The sequence below is a fragment of the Leuconostoc lactis genome (assembly GCF_007954625.1).
GTDB lineage: Bacteria > Bacillota > Bacilli > Lactobacillales > Lactobacillaceae > Leuconostoc > Leuconostoc lactis_A.
Genome location: NZ_CP042420.1, coordinates 590,100 through 610,211, shown reverse-complemented (window position 1 = coordinate 610,211; position 20,112 = coordinate 590,100). Strand labels below are relative to the sequence as shown.

Here is a 20,112-nt window from a genome sequence, read left to right as displayed (position 1 = left end):
CCTTCTATTGCTAACAAATTATGCTATACTATGTCACCATATTCTAAAATCTAACTTGCTTAACGCTGCTTGTGATTTTTTGAAAGCGGTAACATTTCTTTTTATAGTGTTACTATATCACGGTTGGTTTGTTCGCGCAACTAACTAACGTAAATTTTTTTGTTATTTTTTTAAATGACCATATAATGCCTGCGTTGCCCATTGTGCCAACAGTTGACACTTTTAGGCCACAAAAAAAGATGGCAACCGCCATCTTTTAAATATTTGATGCAATCTTACGCCTCAGCAAGCACTGCTGCAAAGTCATCATGGTAAATTTCAAATTTCTTCTCACCAACACCAGAAATAGCTAAAAATTCAGCTGCTGTTTTTGGTCGGAGAACGGCCATATTCATCAGTGTTTTATCTGAGAAAATCATAAACGGTGGCAAGCCCGCTTCACGTGCAAGCGCCAAGCGCTTCATCTTTAATTTAGCAAATAATTGGTTATCCTCATCTGATAACTTTAAACCGTCAGTCGCCACGTTGATTTGACGTTGGGCAATGACTTGCTGGTTAACCCGCTTGGTCACTTTTAATTGCCCTTTGAGCACCTGCACACCACGATCTGTCAGCTTTAAGACAGGAAATTCGCCGCCTTCAATCCGCAAATAGCCGTCGGCCGTCAAATAATCAATAAAACGACTAATATCTTTAATCGTCCGCTCTTTCATCAAGCCAAATGTGGGTAATGTCGTTAAATGCGCATACTTTTGCACACTGGCATCCCGTGAGCCTCTGAGGACTTTAGCAACCAAAGTTTTCCCAAAGCTTTGGTTCATCCGCACGACGTTGGCCAAGACGCGCTGCGCATCGGTTGTCACATCCACCCGCTCACGCGCATCCAAACAATTCGAACACTGACCACAATCTTCGGTCACCAGCTCACCAAAGTAACTCAAGAGATACCGCGGCAGACACGTTTCCGTATTGGCAAAAGCATTCATTTCACGAATTTTATTGTATTCATTTTGCTTATGCGCTTCGGTCCCCTCGGACTTCTGCACAAAAAATTCCTGCAAATGAATATCTTGCGGTGCATACAATAAGACCGCCTCTGACGGCAACCCATCACGGCCCGCACGACCAATTTCTTGATAATAGGCCTCAATGTTGCCTGGCACGGCATAATGAATGACAAAACGCACATCCGGCTTGTTAATCCCCATGCCAAAAGCATTAGTGGCAATCATCACTTGGACATCATCATATAAAAAGGCTTCCTGCATCGCTTGACGCTCTTTTTCTGGTAATCCAGCATGATAACGCCCAACTTTGACACCTTTTTTAGCCAAAAAGTCATATAATTCATCAACTTGTTTACGCGTGGCCGCATAAATAATGCCACTTTTTCCAGTATTAGACCGCAAATAATCTTGGACATATTGGCGTTTATCGACTTGATGGACGATTTTAAGGGCCAAATTATCACGGGCAAAGCCGGTTAAAACAGTGTCTTCATCACTAACAGCCAGTAATTGCTGCAAGTTTTGACGGACACGATCCGTGGCCGTCGCCGTCAAACCAAGTACTGCTGGCTGGCCTGGAATTTGTGCGAGTAACGGCAAAATATTCAGGTAGCTGGGTCTGAAATCATGTCCCCATTGTGACATAACATGGGCTTCGTCAATGGCAATTAATTCAATCGGCAGTTGCTGGACAAAATTAAAAAAACTCGGAATTTCCAAGCGTTCAGGTGACACATACAACATTTTATAAAAGCCTGCCCGAATGTCTGACATCCGTTGCGCCTGCTCTTGACCTGTCAAAGTTGAGTTCAAAAAGGTGGCGTCAATCCCCATCGCATTCAGACCATCCACTTGGTCCTTCATCAGCGAAATCAACGGCGAGACGACCAAAGTAATCCCTTCAAACATCACAGCCGGTAGCTGATACGTGATGGATTTCCCACCACCAGTTGGCATAATCGCTAGCGCATGCTTATGTGCTAAAACTTTTTCAATAATATCTAATTGTCCGGTACGAAAATCATCGTAACCAAAGACTTCTTTTAAAATTTCACGCGGTTTTTGCATAATTCTATTATAAGCTATTGCGTCAACCGATGGGCAGTTAAAAGACCGTCGTCAAATCATTAACCGTTTGCACTTGCAAAGCACCGGTGGCACTTAGATCAAAAATAGCCACCGAGCCGTTTTGTGGCCGTTGCGCTGTCATTAGCTGGCCGTAGTGTTGTGCCAAATTACCAATGAGTTGACCGTGCGTCACGAGCAAAATTGTCGCGTCAGCCGGATATTTTGCCAACAAGTTAGCCAAAGCTTGATCAATGCGTTGCCAAAAGGCGGCCGCATTTTCCCCGAGATGTTGCGGATCCAGTTGATAAATCGTATCCATGATCGTCGTCATGTCCGCTTGTTCAGCAATTTCGCTGGGATCATCTGTCACTAGTCCTAACGCGGCCGCTACAGCAGACCACATCTCATGGTTACCCCCACCTTCAAAACTGCCAAAAAAATATTCCCGCCATTCGGGTGTGCTGACTAACGCTGGTGGCGTTTGCAGGTTTTCAGCCAACACAAATTCAGCCGTATGAATCGCCCGCGATGTATCTGATGACAAAGCGGCATCAAAATGCACATTTTTCAAGCGTTGACCGGCCGCACGGCCATCTGCTTCGCCTTTTGGTGTTAAGGGCGTATCGGCCCAACCTTGGACTTTGTCTAACCAATTAAAAATAGTTTGACCATGTCGTACTGCATATATCCTCATGCTAACGCCTCCTCATCGTTGTCACATACCATAAAATCATTGTTTAGATTCTATTTTACGCGTCTCTGTATTTTTTAACAAAAAAAAGACACTGTTTACGCAACGTGTCTTATGAATTAGCAGGATTCAAAACGGATTCAATTGAAATGACCACGGAATATATTGCCGGAAAATGTAATGCAAACTAGCCAGCAGACCAGCTACCACTGCCAAGACCAAAAGATCATCACTTTGAAATGCTTGCGTCTGCTGCAATAACCAAATTACCCCTTGGACGCCAATATAGAGGACACTAAACCACCCAAAATAGGCTGCCAAAATGTTCCCGCCAATGCGGGTCGTTTTGTCAAACCAGTTCTCTGGTTGCCCAGCAAAAAACTTCACATGTAACCAATCCAAAAACAACATGATAAACACAAAACTGATCATATCCATGCTGACTAATTTCAAAATAGTCCAATAATCTTGCGGCGCACTAAATGGTTGTTGGTGCCAAAGGTTAAGCAAATAAGCGGTCAAAATATCTGACCCCAAAATAAATAATAGCCAACTCAACGGTTTTGCACGTACCATATCACGAATCATATCTTGCTCCCTTATCGCCAACGCAACACCCGATCTCAATCACATCGGCCAATGCCCTATTTACTCGATTATACCACGTCCCCTTGACCAAGCATCCCACAATAAAACGCGTGACCCACTCAGTGGTGTCACGCGTTTTTTAAATTAGTTGTCGGCTTGTTTTAAGCCAATTCCCGTCACGGCTGACAAAATCGACATCACCGGTGAGAGTAAGGCAAACAAAGTAAACGGTGCAAAGGCCAGTACGGGAACGCCCAGTGTTTGCGCCGCAAAACCACCGGCAACCCCCCAAGGGACCAAATAATTCATGACCGTCCCAGAGTCTTCAATCGTCCGCCCCAGCGCCAATGGCGAGAGCTTAACAGCTTTAAAGCTGTTCTTAAACAATTGACCGGGCAAAATTGTGGCGAGATACTGTTCGCCCACCAAAAAGTTTGCCCCAATCCCCGTGAACAGGGTGGCCAAAATAATAGCACGTTGGGTCTTAAGATGCGACACGATCGGTTGCATGACCGCATTTAAAATCCCTAAACCACTCAACAGGCCGCCAAGTCCCAAGGCCAACATAATCATCATGATCGTTGACATCATCGCAGCCATGCCACCGCGGTTGAGCAAGGCCATCAATGTTGGATTGGTGCTGGTCGTTTTAAAGCCATTCACGACTAAATCTGCCAACGCTGGCACATTATGTTGCCATAAAAAGGCAGCACTTGTGACTAAAATATTGAGCATCAACGCCGGAATGGCGGGTACTTTATACCAAGCCGTAATGACGAGCAATCCCAAAGGGACAAGCGCCCACCATGTTGGTTGTAGCAAGGGTAATAAGGCGGCAATCTTTTGGGTCGCCTGTGCATCTGCTCGATACCCAGCACTCAAGACCACACTCACGATAAACGTCACGACCCAAGCCGGCAAAGTCGTCCACATCAAATTTTTAATATGGGCAAAAAGATCCGTCCCTGAAATGGCACTGGCCAAGTTCGTTGATTCTGACAAAGGTGAACTCTTATCACCAAAAATTGCACCCGATAAGACAATTCCCGCCACAATCGCTGGATTCATCCCCATCAATGTCCCCACACCCATCAGCGATACGCCGACCGTCGATAAGGTTGTAAAGGCACTCCCAATCAAAGCACCCACCAGCGAGGTCGTCACAAACGCCGTTGGCAAGAAAAACGCCGGCGTTAAAATTTTAAAGCCCGCCCAAATCATCGTGGGAATCACGCCAGTTGCCAACCACAGCGCAATTAATGCCCCAATCAATAAGAAAAGGAATAATGGTGTCAGTCCTGATTCAATCCCTTTCACCAGTTCACGTTGACTCGTTGTCCATGACACGCCACGCAAGCGTGCCACAACCATGATTAACCCAATCACAGCTAAAATTGGGGCAATCGGCATAAGGCCAAAGCCAATCACACCCACTGCCAAAATAATCACCGTTCCTAATAACAAAAAAGCTGACAACTTGGTACTGAGTTGTTTTGCCATATTTTTTCTCCTGTCGCCATCAGTTCCCTGATGTTTTTTTGCAATAAAAAAGTCCCTGCTGTCACTTTGACAGAAGGGACGAATCGACAATTAAAAATCCGTGGTACCACCCAGCTTACGCGTTAAAAAACGCATCACTTTGGCATTTGATAACATGGTGCTGCCACGCTTAAATCGATAGCTGTATTTCGGATAGTAACACCTGTGCAGTTTTCACCAACCACTGCTTCTCTTCACGCCGAATGTTTATCCTACTCAAATAAGTGCTAATTTCAAGTAGTCTTAGTTTACTATGCCTTGCGTAGGCTGTCAACATGGTGATACTTTATCAAACGACACGCTAACGTATGAATTCAGAGATAACTGCCGTTTTTTATCAAAATATGCATATTTATACTATTTTTCACAATTTATACCATGACGGATCTTTTTCTCCTTCATATCCCCAAAATTTTATTTTCATTTTATTTCGGTTATATTTTTATTTAAATTTTTAACTGTAATATTTAAGACATAGCCAACCTAACCAACTGGCTTTATCTCCTCTTCTCTTTATTAATAAGCGTAACGCTAACATAAAAAGGCTTTTGACTTCCTCCCGAGACATTAGCCTTTTTATTTTGTGTATTACCGGTCATGTTTTATCTTCAATCGCCAAAATAAACACTGCTCTGAATAACAAAAGTTGACAAAACTGCGTGATACTACCTAGTTTACCCGTTAAAAATGACATGAATTCGCTATTTGATAAATCAAATTGTGTTACTATTTTCAGTGTGCTATCATTAATCAAATCAAATATTAATTATCTTAACCTTTGTCACTTTTTGCTTGTCACCAGAGGAGACACTTATGTTTAAAAACAATGACCAGAAATTCTTAGTGTCTTTCGTATCAAATCACGCCAATTTAACTGATACTGAAAAAACCATTATTTCTAAAACACTTAATCAATTAAATGATCAGCATGTCTCACAATATCGAGAGATGGGACTTTTAGCCCATTCGCTTCAGATTCTATCGCTTAACGGTAAGTTATCTACGGACGGTCTCCTACTGCTCAAAAAATTACATCAAAAAGATTGGTTCGTGGGTATCCTCTACAATCTGCGATTTTTTAGATAATTATGGAGACTACTACCGTATACCAAAAAAACAGCCACGACTAAATGCGTCGAGGCTGTTTTTTTGGTCATATTATTTCGTCGTCGTCCCGCGATGAAAAGTGACCGGGAACATATATTGTCGCTCTTGCGAGCGTTCTGGTTGGTCAATTTTAGTGAGCAGCACATCAACTAACGTTTTGGCCAAATCGGCAATTGGTTGCACCACCGTTGATAGTTCTGGAAAACTTTGTAAAACAAACGCACTCCCATCATACCCGATGACTTGGACATCTTGTGGCACACGTAAAGTCATCGTGCGCAATACTTCAAGCACTAACAGCGCTGTCGCGTCATCGGTGGCCATAATGCCATCTGGTTGCTGTTCGGTAATGGCTTGATGCATTAACATTTTCCGGAAATTCACCGTGGCATCACTAGGTAGCACTTGGACAACTGGCGTCAGGCCTTGTTTTTGACTTGCGACCATGAACCCATTAGTACGGTCAACCGTTGGGTTAATATCGTGCATTTCACCCGAAAAGACAAGCAACCGCTTAGCGCCACCTGCAATTAGGTTTTGGGCAGCCATTTGACCGCCAGAGAAGTTATCCGAACTGATGGTCGGAATTTGCGGTCCAAAGTACCGGTCAAGTGACACCACTGGCAAATTCAAGTCATGATAAGCATCAATAATCATATTATGCGATGCCGTAATCAAGCCATCCACCTGATTTGATTGGAGCATACTAATATAAGCACGCTCTTTTTCAGGATTATCGGAACTGTTAGCAATAATCACTTTATAAGACCGTTCAAATAACTCAGCCTCGATTTTTTCCAGTAATTCGGCATTAAATGGGTTTTGTGTATTCGTTAAAATGACCCCAATAAGCTTCGTTTTTTTCCCTGACAGTGACCGCGCCACCGAATTTGGCTGATAATTTAATGCCTGCATCGCCGCATAAATGCGCGCTTCTGTTTGTTCGGAAAAATAACCACGCTTGTTAATCACACGTGACACTGTTGTCAGAGAAACGCCAGCGCGTTCTGCCACATCTTTTAACGTATAACCCAATTTATCTACCCTCAGTTCAATTGACTCTTTTCTATTTATATAGTTTATCAAAGAATGCCAAGGTTGCGTTAAATAATGATTCCCGAGTTGGCACATCCCCCCAACTGTGATCTGCTCCTGGTACCACTGTTAAATCAACGGGTTGTTGATAAGTGTCAACGTACTTTTGCGCATAGCTCACTGGGGCAATCGTGTCCGACGCCCCATGGATGATCTTAACCGGACCAAGATATTGTTTGGCAGTTGAGTATATGTCAACCGTCTTCACATCCTCAAAGAATTGTGGGCCTAACTTCATCGAATTAAAATCAAAATAACCATCTTCAGCAACCGTTGCAATAGACTTACCTTGCAAGGTTTGATTTTCCAAAATCTCATCTTGGAAAACAGCAGCCGGTGACCAAAGACACAAGCCCATCACAGCATCACCGACCAGTCCAGCGACCATACTAGCCGCAACACTGCCTAGACTCATCCCCAGCAACGCTACACGTGTCTCATCCACAAAATCCAACGTCTTCACAAACGCCACTAATTGTGTGCCTTCATAGACTTCATTACTAAACGTGAAGTCGATAAATTCGCCATCACTTTCACCATGACCAGAGAAATCAAAGGCAATTGCGGCAATGCCACGCTGTGCGAGTTGGCGACTAATTTGGACAAACGAACAAAAGTATTCATCCCGTACTGCGCCAAATCCGTGAAATAACAGCACTGTGGGCACTGGACCGATAACGTCCTCTGGCACATAGGCCGTCCCCCGCAAAGTTAACCCATTAATGGTGGTGTTGACATACTTAATCATGAATTCATGACTCCTTCGTTCATTTCATCTTGGCGTTTCGCCTGCAAATCGGCGTGCATCTTGGCACTGAGTTTATCCAAACCATAGAACATAATACTGATGATACAAATGGCATCAATCAAAGCTGGGCCATAAACAAAGCAAACATTAATGCCCATGATACCTGAAGCTGTCTGGGTCATATTGGGGACAAAATGGAAATGTGCCAAAATGTCACTATTGATCACACCAGCAAGTCCGGCCCCAATACTGGCCCCAATGGCTGAAACGGACGTCAGCAAACCTTGGGCGCGAACACCAAAGCGCCATTCGCCATAGTCAACCGTTTCGGCAGTCATCACAAACATCAAGCTCTGCGCCGCACCGAGACCAAAGGCCGAAACGGCAACACCTAATAGTGCCACCCCCATGGTCGCTTGTTGGGCCGCAACATATAAGACACCCTGCCCAATAATGGCAACACCCAAATTCCCAACCACAACGGTGCGCATTTGGAAATGTTTAATCAAAAACGGAATCGTAATAGCGCCAATAATCATTGCCAGCGCACTCAGTAAATTAGCAATCGCTGACATCCCCTCATTGTGCAACACATACTTAAAGAAGTAAACCGTTGAAGAATTTTTGACCACCACACCAATGAAGATAATGATATTGGTGATAATAATGGTCCACCACGGACCGTTAGGGAGTAGCGCCTTAATACTATCATGCAATGGGACCGGCTTTTCTTGTGCGGGCGTCACGTTCTCACGCACATTGGTAAACGTGAACACTTCAGCCATGACAAGAATCACCGCAAAGATCCCCATCGCAATGGTAAACCCTTTCGGGCTATTGAGACCACCAAACAACGATACTAGCGGTAAAATCGCTAACCCCGAAATCAAGCCACCAAATTGCCCCAGTACGTTACGGAACATATTGGCTGAGGCACGCTCATTGGCATCCCCTGACAGACTGGGCAAAATGGCGTTAATTGCCGTGCCTAAACCGGCAAAGCAGATGGTGAAAATAGCATACGTGGCATAAGCTAACGGCAACCGCGCATTTGCTGGGAAAAACGCAATGGAGAACAGTAACACGGCTGATACGGCGTACGGCACTGCCATCCATAAGAACCACGGCCGAACTTTACCAAAACGTGTTTGCGTCTTATCCACTAAGATACCAAATATAGGACCGGCAAAGGCGTCAAAAATCCGAACCACCAAAAATAAAATGCCGGTTGCCGCTAAGCTAATACTGGCGACATCCGTATAGTAAAACATCAGGTAGTTTGTCGCTGCGACAAACACCAAGTTATTACCAAAGTCACTCATACCATAAGCAACTTTGTTTGCGACGGTTAATTTCTGTTCCATTTGAGTATCCTCCTCAATCAAGGCCAGCGAAAACGCTTACATTTTTAACCGCCCTTATTATAATCGCGATATTTTGTTATGTCAAGCGTACGCCATAAATATGACATCAGTCAGTTATTGTTTCCATTACAACAGCTGAAAACAACTTATGAACAATGTGGTTTGCGCTTGACATATCAGCACAACGCGTTTACTATGAAGTCGTATTATAATTGCGATAAACTTAACGATGATTTGGAGGTCAGTCAATTGTCTACCCAACCACAGTATCTTGCGCCATTTTCAGTGCGTGATTTTCCTGAAGATCAGACGCTTATCCCCGGGGCCACACGCTTAATCGGTGATGACACACCTAAAATGCCCATGTGTTTCACGAATATCGTCTATGATGATCGGCAACCTGGTTTGGTGCTGGATTTGCTTATCCCACCTGTCTATATCCCAGAAACCGGTGTTAATGATCAGCGGCAATTTCCCTTAATTATCTGGATTCAAGGCTCAGCCTTTGCTACCCAAGAAATCGGCCTGCACTTACCCCACTTGGTCGACATTGCCCAACAAGGCTATGTTGTGGCCGCTGTGGCATATCAAGGCAGTGACAAAGGCGGGACTTTTCCGTCCACGATTCAAGATGTGAATGCCGCCATTGATTTTCTTGTGGCTCACGCCAAAGACTACCATATTGATCCTGACCAACTGGTACTTTGGGGTGAATCCTCTGGAGCTTACACAGCCATTATGACGGCAGCGACTCAAAGCGAAGCGGCCTTTTTTAAAACAACGCCCAAAAATCGCACCTTTAATGCCGTAATTGACTTTTACGGCCCAACGACCTTACAAGATCTGGATTTGGCACCATCTATTCAGGAACATCGTTCCGCTGACAGCTGGGTGGGCGCCTATTTTGGCCATCAAGCCATCGACCCGACCGCTGATATCATGCAACAAGCTGATCCGGTCACACATCTGCACGCTGGCCTGCCACCATTTTTAATTTTCCATGGCACGTTAGATATGATTGTCCCCTTTCAACAGAGTGTCCTCCTCAAAAAGGCACTTGATGCCGTGAACGTGCCGAATCAATTTGTCACCATGAAGGGCAGCAACCACGGGACCGATGCCTTTTGGTCGCCGGCAGCCAAAGCGATTGTCTTGGCATTTTTAGCTGATCACACCAAAAAAGCACCTACATTACCCGTCATCGTTTAAGTTTAATCACACACAATTTGGAGAAAATTATGGCTTTTATGACCCTGCATTACTTCTCAAATACGCTCAATAAAATGACCGAAGTCAACATCATCGTACCGGAAAAACGCGAGGCTGATGGCACGGTCGCTTATGACCAACTGCATGCTCAACCGCTAAAAACCGTCTGGTTACTGCACGGTCTATCTGGCGATGCAACCGATTGGTACCGCATGACCGGCTTAGAGCGTTATGCCACGGCCAGTGGCTATGCGGTGGTCATGCCGAATGCCGATCGCAGTTTTTACAACAATATGGCCCACGGCCAGCGCTACTGGGACTTTATCACACAGGAATTACCCCAACGATTACGCGCCCTACTCCCACTGAGTAGCGCTCGTGAAGACAATGTTGTCATGGGGAATTCGATGGGCGGTTATGGCGCATTAAAATGGGGGCTGAACCAACCACAGCATTTTAGCCGGATTGTGGCCTTATCTGCGGTGGTCGATTTAGCAGATTTCTACGAAAAACGCGCTATCTTTGCCATGCCTGATTTTAATCTGGTTTTTGACGGGCAAGATATCCATGCCAAACCGTTATCTTTGAGCGCAACATTGGCACAATATGATGTCACTAAATGGCCCTTAGATATCTACACGGCTTGCGGTGAACAAGATCCCCTTTATGCGCCTAATCTTACTTTCAGTCACCAACTACAAGCGACATTCGGCGCTCACTACACTTGGACAAGTTTACCTGGTGATCATGATTGGGATTTCTGGGATCAACAACTCGCAACCGCATTTACCTGGCTCACCATGACGGAAGGATAATGATACGATGACACAAGATGATTTGCTCGCCCAAGCCCAAGTTTTACGCAAACGCAGTGAGGCTTATGATGTGCCTTTGCCCGAATCACGCCAGACCGGCCTGCATCAATCAACGCTCACCATTGACGTTGCTGACCAAGCGCCTGTTAAATTGTATATTTATGCACCGAGTTACTTACCCAGTCAAGGGGTCATTTTAAACTTCCGTGGCTCTGGCTTTATGTATCCTTGGACACAAGGTGATTTTGCCTTTGCCAAATCGTTGGTCTTTGCCACCAATTACACCGTGGTTGATGTCGACTATCCCGTCGCACCTGAACATCCCTTTCCAGCAGCGGTTAACGCGGCATTTGGTGCCTACATTTATGTATTAGAGCACTTCAGTAGTTTTGCTCCGCTTGGTCATCCTTTGATTGTGATGGGACATAGCGCAGGCGGTAATTTAGCTGTTACGACCCAACTACAAGCCAAAGCTCACGGTTTAAAATTAGCCGATAAGCTGATGCTTGACTTTCCGGTACTTGATTTAGATACAGATCCTGAAGATAAAAATTATCCCGACGGCCAAGGGATTGCTATTGACGAATCCCGTCTGATGAATCAGTTTTATCTCCAAGATGATACCGGAAAAACGCGACACAATCCGCTCGTGTCGCCCATTGTTGCGACCAAAGCGGAACTCATGGGCTTTCCACCAACCATTATCCACACGGCCGAATTTGATAGCCTACGCGATGAAGCGGAAAACTTTGCCCAACATCTCGTGGCTGCTTATGTGCGCGTCACCGTCGCGCGTTATCCAGCGTCCTACCACGGATTTACCGTGGTAAAAACGCCGATTGGTGAACAATCCTTTGCCGATTTTGTACATGACTTACTCGCCTAATACACGACAAAAAACGCTTCTGGCAATGCCAGAAGCGTTTTTAATGATGCCTACTGATTGCTAGCCAACTTGGTATAGCATGTTGTATCGATTAACCTTTTCCGTACCACATATCAACGAGTTGCAACGTCTGAAATGATGCATCACGCAATGAATCTGTTTGTGAAATAGGTACTTTTCACCCCGTTTTGCGTTATAATGGTAGATGAATTTAATTATAATATTAAGGGGAACATCATGGTTTCAGAACTCAAGACGTTAGTCACATTTTTCGGTGCTACTGGTGATTTGGCAAAGCGTAAGCTTTACCCATCAGTTTTTAACCTCTTCAAGAAAGGTTATTTGCAAGAACATTTCGCCATTGTTGGAACAGCCCGTCAAGACTTGACTGAAGATGAATTCAAGCAACTTGTGCGCGACTCAATCGCTGACGCGGCAGACGACAAGGCACAAGCCGAAGCATTCATTGAACACTTCTCATATCGTGCCCATGACGTTACGGATGCGGCGTCATACAGCGTTTTGAAGTCAGCAATCGAAGAAGCTTCTGACAAGTTTGGCATTGATGGTAACCGTATTTTCTATATGTCTGTTGCTCCACGTTTCTTTGGGACGATTGCAAAGTATTTGAAGTCAGAAGGTTTGTTGGCCACAACTGGTTATAACCGTTTGATGATCGAAAAGCCATTTGGGACATCATATGAAACAGCTGAAAAGTTGCAAAATGAATTGGAAAACGCCTTTGATGATGACCAATTGTTCCGTATTGACCACTACCTTGGTAAGGAAATGGTCCAAAATATTGCGGCTTTGCGTTTTGGTAACCCAATCTTTGATGCAGCCTGGAATAAGGACTACATCAAGAACGTGCAAGTGACATTGTCAGAAGTCTTGGGTGTTGAAGAACGTGCCGGTTACTATGACACAGCCGGTGCTTTGCTCGACATGATTCAAAACCACACGATGCAAATCGTCGGTTGGTTGGCCATGGAAAAGCCTGACTCATTCACTGACAAGGATATCCGTGCCGCTAAGAACGCTGCCTTCAACGCTTTGAAGATTTACAACGAAGAAGAAGTTAACAAGTACTTCGTGCGTGGACAATATACAGGTGGTGATTCTGCCGAATTCAAGCCATATCTTGAAGAAATGGACGTGCCAGCTGACTCAAAGAACAACACGTACATCGCAGGTGAATTACAATTTGATTTGCCACGTTGGGAAGGTGTGCCATTCTACGTGCGTTCAGGTAAGCGCCTAGCTGCTAAGCAAACACGTATTGATATCGTCTTCAAGGCCGGTACTTTCCAATTTGGTGCTGCGCAAGAAGCCCAAGAAGCTATCTTGTCAATTTTGGTTGATCCAACAGGTGGTATCGAATTCAAGATCAACTCAAAGTCAGTTGAAGATGACTTTAACACACGTCTCATCGGTCTTGATTGGCAAGTGTCAGCAGAAGACAAGCTTAACACACCTGAACCATACGAACGTATGATTCATGACACCATGAACGGTGATGGTTCAAACTTCGCCGATTGGAACGGTGTTGCCATTGCTTGGAAGTTCGTTGATGCGATTTCAGCTGTTTACGCTGCTGATAAGGCACCACTTGAAACTTACAAGTCTGGTTCAATGGGACCAGCAGCCGCTGACAAGTTGTTGGCAAATAACGGTGATGCTTGGGTTTTTAAGGGCTAAAAGTTAATTCACATCTAAAAAGGTTGACGCAGTTGCGTCAACCTTTTTTGTTTATCATGATACTGTGGCCTAAAATCAAAACCCGATGTAATCAGTGGTCAGCTGATCGCATCGGGTTTTATAGTGCAACGAACTATTGAGACATGGTATTGGGAGGATACTGCTACTCAGACTTCCGTTGCACGAGCACGAACTTACTTTCTTGGATTACCAGATGTCACTGGCTTATCTTGAGAAACACCAAGTTGTGCATACAAATCATTCGTTGGTGCTGTTGTCCAACCCGTCACACGGCCATTCACAAATTGTGCAGCGATACTAACAGTTGTTGGAATAGTATAAGCTTGATCTTCAACCACCAACTTTTGGAAAGCTTTAATGTTCTTAGCCAATTCCGCTGCTGACTTTGAATCTTGCGTCTCCGTCAAGTTCTTAGTCAAAGCATCTGACACAACGTGACCGAAGTTATATTGTGCTGACTTAGCCCAAAGTTGGTCAAATGTTGGTATCGTACCTTCTGACCAGCCACCGTCTGTCAAATCCCAATCATTATTGGTACCAGATAAGATAATTGATTGCCAAGTAGCAGAATCAACTAGCTTATCCTGATACAACTTCACATCAATACCGGCAGCCTTCCAAGCAGCAATGTAGGCCTTTGCTTCTGCTTCAGCATTCGTGCTACCAGAACGGGCCAAGTAAGTTAGCGTCAAATGCTTGCCATCCTTAGCGTAGTAACCGTCAGCACCCTTCTTATAACCAGCCTTTTCAAGATACTCACCAGCCTTCTTCGGATCACCACCAGATTTATCGTGATAACTCTTGATTGAATTGTTGTAGAATTCTTCCTTCGCTGGATCTTTAGACACCAACGTTTTAGCTGGTTGATCAAAGCCATTGCTATACTTGTCCGCAACATCCCCGACGTTCATCGCATAACCAACTGCTTTACGCACATTGACATCTTGCAGAGGTGTTTGTCGGTCTTGGACGTTAGTACTGTCTTTCTTGTCAAAATGGCCTAAGTTAAAGTAAAGTTCCCAATAACCTGAAGCATATGCCCCAGTTGCAGCATACCCCTTCGCATTATTGTACTTAGCCAATTGATCTTTGTCTCCATCTTTCCATAGTGACGTTGGGACAGTTGTGACAATATCAAATTTCTGTTTAGACAAATCATTTTCCAACTTGGACTTATCTTGGTTAATGTAATAAGTCACAGTGTCAAGGCGCGCTGGCTTACCCCAATAGTCATTATTTCGAACATATTTGACTGTTGAATCAGATGATACAGACTGTACTTTAAATGGTCCAAAAGATAATGGATGTTTCGTTACCTTAGTTGATGTTGAAAGATCCTTTGAACTGACATCCTTCAAATCATGATATGGTAGGGCATAAGCTGGCACACCGTCTCCCCATTCAGCCGCAGCTGGCAAATCAGTATAGCTTACTGTCACTTTCTTCCCATCTGCGCCATCATTTAACTTCACACCAGAGATAGTTTTAGCTTTACCATTTTGGTAATCTGACATCCCCTTAATTTTTAGGTAAGATTCAGTAAATTGCCCTGCAGAAGCAACTTCGTTTGTCGCAATAGTTTCCAATGAGAATAACACATCTTGTGCCGTTACAGGCTTGCCATCCGACCATTTTAGGTTGTCACGCAGTGTGATTGTTACCGTTTTATTCTGCTTATCAAACTTATAGTTAGCTGGTCCACCATCGATAAATTTGCCATGTTTATCAGAATAATTCAGCATATTTTGGCCTGCTGGCTGTAACTGCTGTGATGTTTGCGCCCATTGTGAAAATTCTATATATCCTGCAAAGCTAGCCGGTGATGCCGCATTTCCTGGTACCGTTACTGAGATATTGCCACCCTTAATGGGTGACTTCGGGTTCTTATAATCCCCTTTAAACGACCCAACACTGACGGCTTTACTCGTCGTAGCGCTTTGATTTGACTGGCTGGCTAGAATAGCAAAGCCGGCTCCCGCAACAACAACAAGACCACCGACACCAAAGGCGACTTTTTTTCCTGTACTTACCATATCTCTCTCCTCATTCATTTTTAGACCGTTAACAAGATGTTTCGTGTCACAATTATTATAAATATATCACTGTTTTTCATATTGTCAACACTTTATTTTAATTATATTTTAATTCAACGCTTGTCTTTGATCCATTGCGCGACGCGCAACTTGTCCCAAAACCACAAAACAAAGTGTGAGTATGATGAGGATAAGTGTTACCGGCACCCATAACCACCAACGCACATAAATCGTTGAAGCAGACCCATTCAATACCATCAACATCGACCCTAGCGAACTGGTCCCTTGCTTCAAACCAAAGCCCAAGAATGTCAATCCAGTTTCAATCCCGATTGACCCCGCCAGCGTCAAAGCATAATCCGAAATAATGGTTGATGAAATATTGGGCAAAATACCCGAAAATAAAATTTTATACCAAGGTGTTCCTGAAATTTTGGCCGCTTCAACGTAATCACGATTCACTTCCGACAACGTTAACGTCCGTACCAAGCGGACGTTAGCTGGCCAACTAATAACCGACAAAATCATAATCAGGCTCCAAATGGAAACCCCTTTAGCCGTGGCAAAGATAATCGCCAACACCATGATGATTGGCATAATCAACCAAAAATCAATCACACGCATTGCAATCCAGTCGACCCAACCGCCAAAATAACCAATCATCATCCCAAAAACAATTGAAATCAGGGAAATCAACGTGGCTACCCCGAACCCAATAATGATGGAATTCTTCGCTGAGGCAATTAACGTCAAAATAAAATCAGCCCCAGAATCCGTGGTCCCAAGAATATGCCCATTGGTTAACGGTGGTAAGTTCGCATTTAAAATGCTACTCATTGTCCCAATATCACTTGGTACAAAAAACTGCCCGATAAAAATAAATAAGAATAACGCAATGAGTAAAATTAGAGCAGTCAAGCCCAATCCATCACGTTCTAATTCACGCCAAAAATTTTTCAAAAATTTTTCGCCAAAACGACTTTTTTTCGTTGCCATAGCGCCTCCTTATTTCACACGAATACGCGGATCAACCCACGCAGAAATGATGTCAGATAGCAACCCGCCTAAGAGTGCTAAGAAGCCTTGTAACAGCATCAATGCGGTGATCACCGTATAGTCACGACCACTCAACGCTTGCACGAATAAGGCCCCAATCCCAGGATAACCAAAGACGGTTTCCGCAAACATCGCCCCAGCTAACACACCCGTAATGGCATAACCAATACCGGAAGCAATTGGCAAAAAGGCATTTCTTAAAATGTGCTTGCGGAAAACATCTTTAATTTGGACCCCTTTGGCACGTGCTGTCCGCACATAGTCCTGGGCTTGCTGATCTAACAAATTAGACCGTAGATATTGAAATACCCCGTTCGTACTAAAGAGGGCAATCGTAAAGCCAGGCAAAAAGGCATAACGTAAGTTACTGAAAAAATTCACCGCAAAATTCTTAGTGTCATCAATTCCTGTCCCTGAACTTGGGAAAATCGGAATAATATACACAAATAAAATCATCATGATGAAGTAGAACACAAAGGACGGCACCGCTGACGTCAATGTATTCCAAACAATTAACGCCCGATCAATCAATTTGTTTTCGTGACGGGCAGCGAGCAGCGCTTGCGTAATCGCTAATAAATACGTGAGAATTGTCGCTAAAATCCCCATCGATAAGGTTGGCCAAAGGCGCTGTTCAATCAAGCGCGTGACTGACCAGCCCTTATTAACCGTATAAGAAGTGCCTAAATCACCATGCAAAACATGGTCGACCCAACGGATATATTGCTCATACCAAGGTAAATCAAGCCCGGCTGCGTGCCGCATCCGTTCAATTGTCGCTGGATCCGAATTGGGGTTTAGGTTCCCGTAAAACGGATCCCCCGGCATCAATTGTGCCAACATAAAAATCAAAATTGACACCAAAATCATCTGCGGAATCATAATCAAGACACGGCGTAGTATTGTTTGTAGCATAATTATCGTGCCTCCTTTTTCACAGCAGCAAAGTGGGTATCTGTGATAGCCTGCAAATCAAAGGCGCGCAATAATTGCCCTTGTTCGCGGTAATAATCCAACTTGCTTTCCTCAAACTCCGCTTCAAGCGCCTTACGCCGTGCGCGGTTGGCATCGCGTTGACTGACATCCAAGCTCGGAATAGCTGAGAGTAAGCGTTTTGTATAAATATGCTGCGGATGCTCAAAAATATCGGCCGTTGTACCCATTTCGACAAAGCGCCCTTGGTGCATAATGGCAATATAGTCTGTCATATATTTCACCACGCCTAAATCATGGGAAATAAACAAAAAACTAATCCCAAATTCACGCTGAATTTTCTTCATAAAATTCAACACTTGCGCTTGCACCGACAAATCCAACGCCGATACCGGTTCATCAGCCACAATCAAGCGTGGATTTGTCGCCAAGGCCCGCGCAACCCCAATCCGTTGCCGTTGACCACCAGAAAACTGGAACGGATATTGCGTCACTGTCCGTTCTGGCAGGCCAACAATGGCCAATAATTCTAAAACACGCGCATCAATCGCTTCTTGCGTAAAGAGTCGTTCACCGTTCGCCCCAGCGCCAATCGTCTGCGGCACACCAAAGTTTTTTAACGGCTCCGCAATAATTTCACCGATTGTTTTACGCGGATTCAGACTAGATTGACTGTCTTGAAACACCATTTGTACATCTTTGTTGTAATGCAGATGCTTTTTTTGCTTAATCGTTGTCACATCTTGGCCATCAAATAAAATTTTGCCACTGGTTGGATTTTCTAGCCCAACAATCGCCTTGCCAATCGTCGTCTTCCCCGAACCAGATTCACCAACCAAGCCATACGTTTTCCCGGCTTCAATGGTAAAAGAAACGTCATCTACCGCCTTAATGTTACCTGTTACCCGATTAAAAAAACCTGAGCGAATCGGATAGTAAACTTTCAAATGCTCAATTTTAACCAGCTCACTCATACCTCACCTACCTTGTTAAAATCATCCGTAAATTCAAATGTTCGCCAAGCCGTCCCCCGAACAAAATGATTGGGCCCGACTTCATGCAACGTGTCAGCCACGGGTGCATTGACGACGTCGTCATCAAGCCACGGCAAACGTTGTAGGAACAAGTCTTTACTATGATCCATGTCCTTCAAAGCTGGTACGGTACCCGGAATTGCATACAACGCCTGCCCAGGGGCAACATCTGCCGGGTCCGCCCGTAACAGCGAGCGTGTGTAAGGGTGCGTTGGGTGCGTAAATAAGTCATTAACCGGCGCTTCTTCAACAATTTGCCCAGCATACATCACGGCCACTTTATCGGCCATCGCCGCCACAACACCTAAGTCATGGGTAATGAGTAAGATACCGGCATTCTTTTTGAGTTGAATTTCTTTAATTAAGTCTAGGATTTGTGCTTGAATAGTCGCATCTAACGCAGTTGTTGGTTCATCCGCAATAATCAAATCTGGTTCATTGGCTAATGCAATCGCAATCATCACACGTTGCCGCATCCCACCAGACAGCTCATGCGGATATTGTTGTGCCACCCGTTTAGTATCCGTAATCCCAACGTCCGTTAATAACTTTTGAACCCGTGTTGTCACGACCTTAGCGTGTTTATCATGCACGGTAATGGCTTCAGCAATTTGGTCGCCAATTTTCATCAGTGGATTTAAGCTCGATAATGGATCTTGGAAGATCATTCCTACCGATACCCCACGGTACGTATCAAACTGCCGTTCAGATAATCCAATCAATTCATCACCGAGTAAGCGAATCGACCCCGTGGCCTGTGTTTGATCTGGGTTATGCAACCCCATGACACTCATCGCAAAGGTTGACTTCCCTGAACCAGACTCGCCGACGAGCGCCAACACTTCACCACGTGCAATCGATAAATTAACGCGGTGTAGGGCTGTTTGATAATCGCCAGCAATTTTAAATTGGACAGATACATCTTTTGCATCTAACAACAAATTCCCCATAAAGACAGTTTCTCCTCAAACATCAATTAAATTATAATCATCTCATTTTAATGATAGATTGTCGCGTTGATAATAATCATACATCTTTTTATTATAAAATGCTAATGTTTTGTGAGGTTTAAATGATACAAATTATTATAAATTGGTTAAAAACGCTATGACATATCAGGTTGTCGCCTTCGATAAAAAACCTACATTTTTAGATAAATGAGAACTTTATAACTAAGGATATGGTTTGGTCGACCCCTCAGATAGCTTGACAGGCTATCG

The 20,112-nt window shown here is 44.2% G+C and carries 17 protein-coding genes; 5 read left to right on the top strand and 12 right to left on the bottom strand.

All coding sequences use genetic code 11. The features are described 5' to 3' along the window. Window positions 1-275: 275 nt before the first annotated feature. From recQ to FGL80_RS03135, 4 genes are all read right to left on the bottom strand, one after another. Complete coding sequence (recQ, locus tag FGL80_RS03150; RefSeq protein WP_055308495.1) at window positions 276-2,075, bottom strand: DNA helicase RecQ; 1,800 nt, start codon at window positions 2,073-2,075, stop codon at window positions 276-278. Between the two features lie 37 nt (window positions 2,076-2,112). Then, the gene (locus FGL80_RS03145; RefSeq protein ID WP_055308496.1) at window positions 2,113-2,769 is read right to left on the bottom strand and encodes a histidine phosphatase family protein; all 657 of its coding nucleotides are present in this window, start codon (window positions 2,767-2,769) and stop codon (window positions 2,113-2,115) included. Between the two features lie 126 nt (window positions 2,770-2,895). Beyond that, the gene (locus FGL80_RS03140; protein WP_055308497.1) at window positions 2,896-3,354 is read right to left on the bottom strand and encodes a hypothetical protein; all 459 of its coding nucleotides are present in this window, start codon (window positions 3,352-3,354) and stop codon (window positions 2,896-2,898) included. A 144-nt stretch (window positions 3,355-3,498) separates the two neighbouring features. Then, on the bottom strand, window positions 3,499-4,854 hold the full coding sequence (locus FGL80_RS03135) for a Na+/H+ antiporter NhaC family protein (RefSeq protein WP_055308498.1): 1,356 nt from the start codon (window positions 4,852-4,854) through the stop codon (window positions 3,499-3,501). Between the two features lie 852 nt (window positions 4,855-5,706). Here FGL80_RS03135 and FGL80_RS03130 point away from each other — a divergent pair. After that, window positions 5,707-5,979, top strand: a complete 273-nt coding sequence (locus tag FGL80_RS03130; protein WP_055308499.1) for a hypothetical protein — start codon at window positions 5,707-5,709, stop codon at window positions 5,977-5,979. A gap of 72 nt (window positions 5,980-6,051) precedes the next feature. On the opposite strand, the gene FGL80_RS03125 is transcribed toward FGL80_RS03130, so the two are convergent. From FGL80_RS03125 to FGL80_RS03115, 3 genes are read right to left on the bottom strand one after another with little or no spacing between them, the layout of a single operon-like run. Next, complete coding sequence (locus tag FGL80_RS03125; protein WP_244297948.1) at window positions 6,052-7,035, bottom strand: LacI family DNA-binding transcriptional regulator; 984 nt, start codon at window positions 7,033-7,035, stop codon at window positions 6,052-6,054. A gap of 31 nt (window positions 7,036-7,066) precedes the next feature. Beyond that, on the bottom strand, window positions 7,067-7,843 hold the full coding sequence (locus FGL80_RS03120; protein WP_055308500.1) for an alpha/beta hydrolase: 777 nt from the start codon (window positions 7,841-7,843) through the stop codon (window positions 7,067-7,069). Beyond that, window positions 7,840-9,207 carry a glycoside-pentoside-hexuronide (GPH):cation symporter gene (locus FGL80_RS03115; RefSeq protein ID WP_055308501.1) on the bottom strand — a complete coding sequence of 456 codons (1,368 nt, stop codon included), beginning with the start codon at window positions 9,205-9,207 and terminating at the stop codon, window positions 7,840-7,842. Before FGL80_RS03115 ends, FGL80_RS03120 begins: the two co-directional genes overlap by 4 nt. A gap of 249 nt (window positions 9,208-9,456) precedes the next feature. Here FGL80_RS03115 and FGL80_RS03110 point away from each other — a divergent pair, with 249 nt between their 5' ends. From FGL80_RS03110 to zwf, 4 genes are all read left to right on the top strand, one after another. Further along, complete coding sequence (locus FGL80_RS03110; protein WP_055308553.1) at window positions 9,457-10,416, top strand: alpha/beta hydrolase; 960 nt, start codon at window positions 9,457-9,459, stop codon at window positions 10,414-10,416. 38 nt (window positions 10,417-10,454) lie between these two features. After that, window positions 10,455-11,231 carry an alpha/beta hydrolase gene (locus FGL80_RS03105; protein WP_244297945.1) on the top strand — a complete coding sequence of 259 codons (777 nt, stop codon included), beginning with the start codon at window positions 10,455-10,457 and terminating at the stop codon, window positions 11,229-11,231. 7 nt (window positions 11,232-11,238) lie between these two features. Continuing rightward, complete coding sequence (locus FGL80_RS03100) at window positions 11,239-12,117, top strand: alpha/beta hydrolase (RefSeq protein WP_055308503.1); 879 nt, start codon at window positions 11,239-11,241, stop codon at window positions 12,115-12,117. Window positions 12,118-12,354: 237 nt separating this feature from the next. Continuing rightward, window positions 12,355-13,815 (top strand): glucose-6-phosphate dehydrogenase, encoded by a 1,461-nt coding sequence (gene zwf, locus FGL80_RS03095; protein ID WP_055308504.1) that lies wholly within the window; start codon window positions 12,355-12,357, stop codon window positions 13,813-13,815. Window positions 13,816-14,009: 194 nt separating this feature from the next. On the opposite strand, the gene FGL80_RS03090 is transcribed toward zwf, so the two are convergent. The 5 genes from FGL80_RS03090 to FGL80_RS03070 form a co-directional block, all read right to left on the bottom strand. Next, window positions 14,010-15,869 (bottom strand): ABC transporter substrate-binding protein, encoded by a 1,860-nt coding sequence (locus FGL80_RS03090; RefSeq protein ID WP_055308505.1) that lies wholly within the window; start codon window positions 15,867-15,869, stop codon window positions 14,010-14,012. A 108-nt stretch (window positions 15,870-15,977) separates the two neighbouring features. After that, a complete protein-coding gene (locus FGL80_RS03085) occupies window positions 15,978-16,865 on the bottom strand; it encodes an ABC transporter permease (RefSeq protein ID WP_055308506.1) in 888 nt (295 codons plus the stop codon). Window positions 16,866-16,874: 9 nt separating this feature from the next. Beyond that, window positions 16,875-17,840 carry an ABC transporter permease gene (locus FGL80_RS03080; protein ID WP_009999951.1) on the bottom strand — a complete coding sequence of 322 codons (966 nt, stop codon included), beginning with the start codon at window positions 17,838-17,840 and terminating at the stop codon, window positions 16,875-16,877. Between the two features lie 2 nt (window positions 17,841-17,842). Then, window positions 17,843-18,832, bottom strand: coding sequence for an ATP-binding cassette domain-containing protein (locus FGL80_RS03075; RefSeq protein ID WP_055308507.1), 990 nt, complete (start codon window positions 18,830-18,832; stop codon window positions 17,843-17,845). After that, on the bottom strand, window positions 18,829-19,842 hold the full coding sequence (locus FGL80_RS03070; protein WP_147001798.1) for an ABC transporter ATP-binding protein: 1,014 nt from the start codon (window positions 19,840-19,842) through the stop codon (window positions 18,829-18,831). The genes FGL80_RS03075 and FGL80_RS03070 overlap by 4 nt, the downstream gene beginning before the upstream one ends. Window positions 19,843-20,112: the final 270 nt, after the last annotated feature.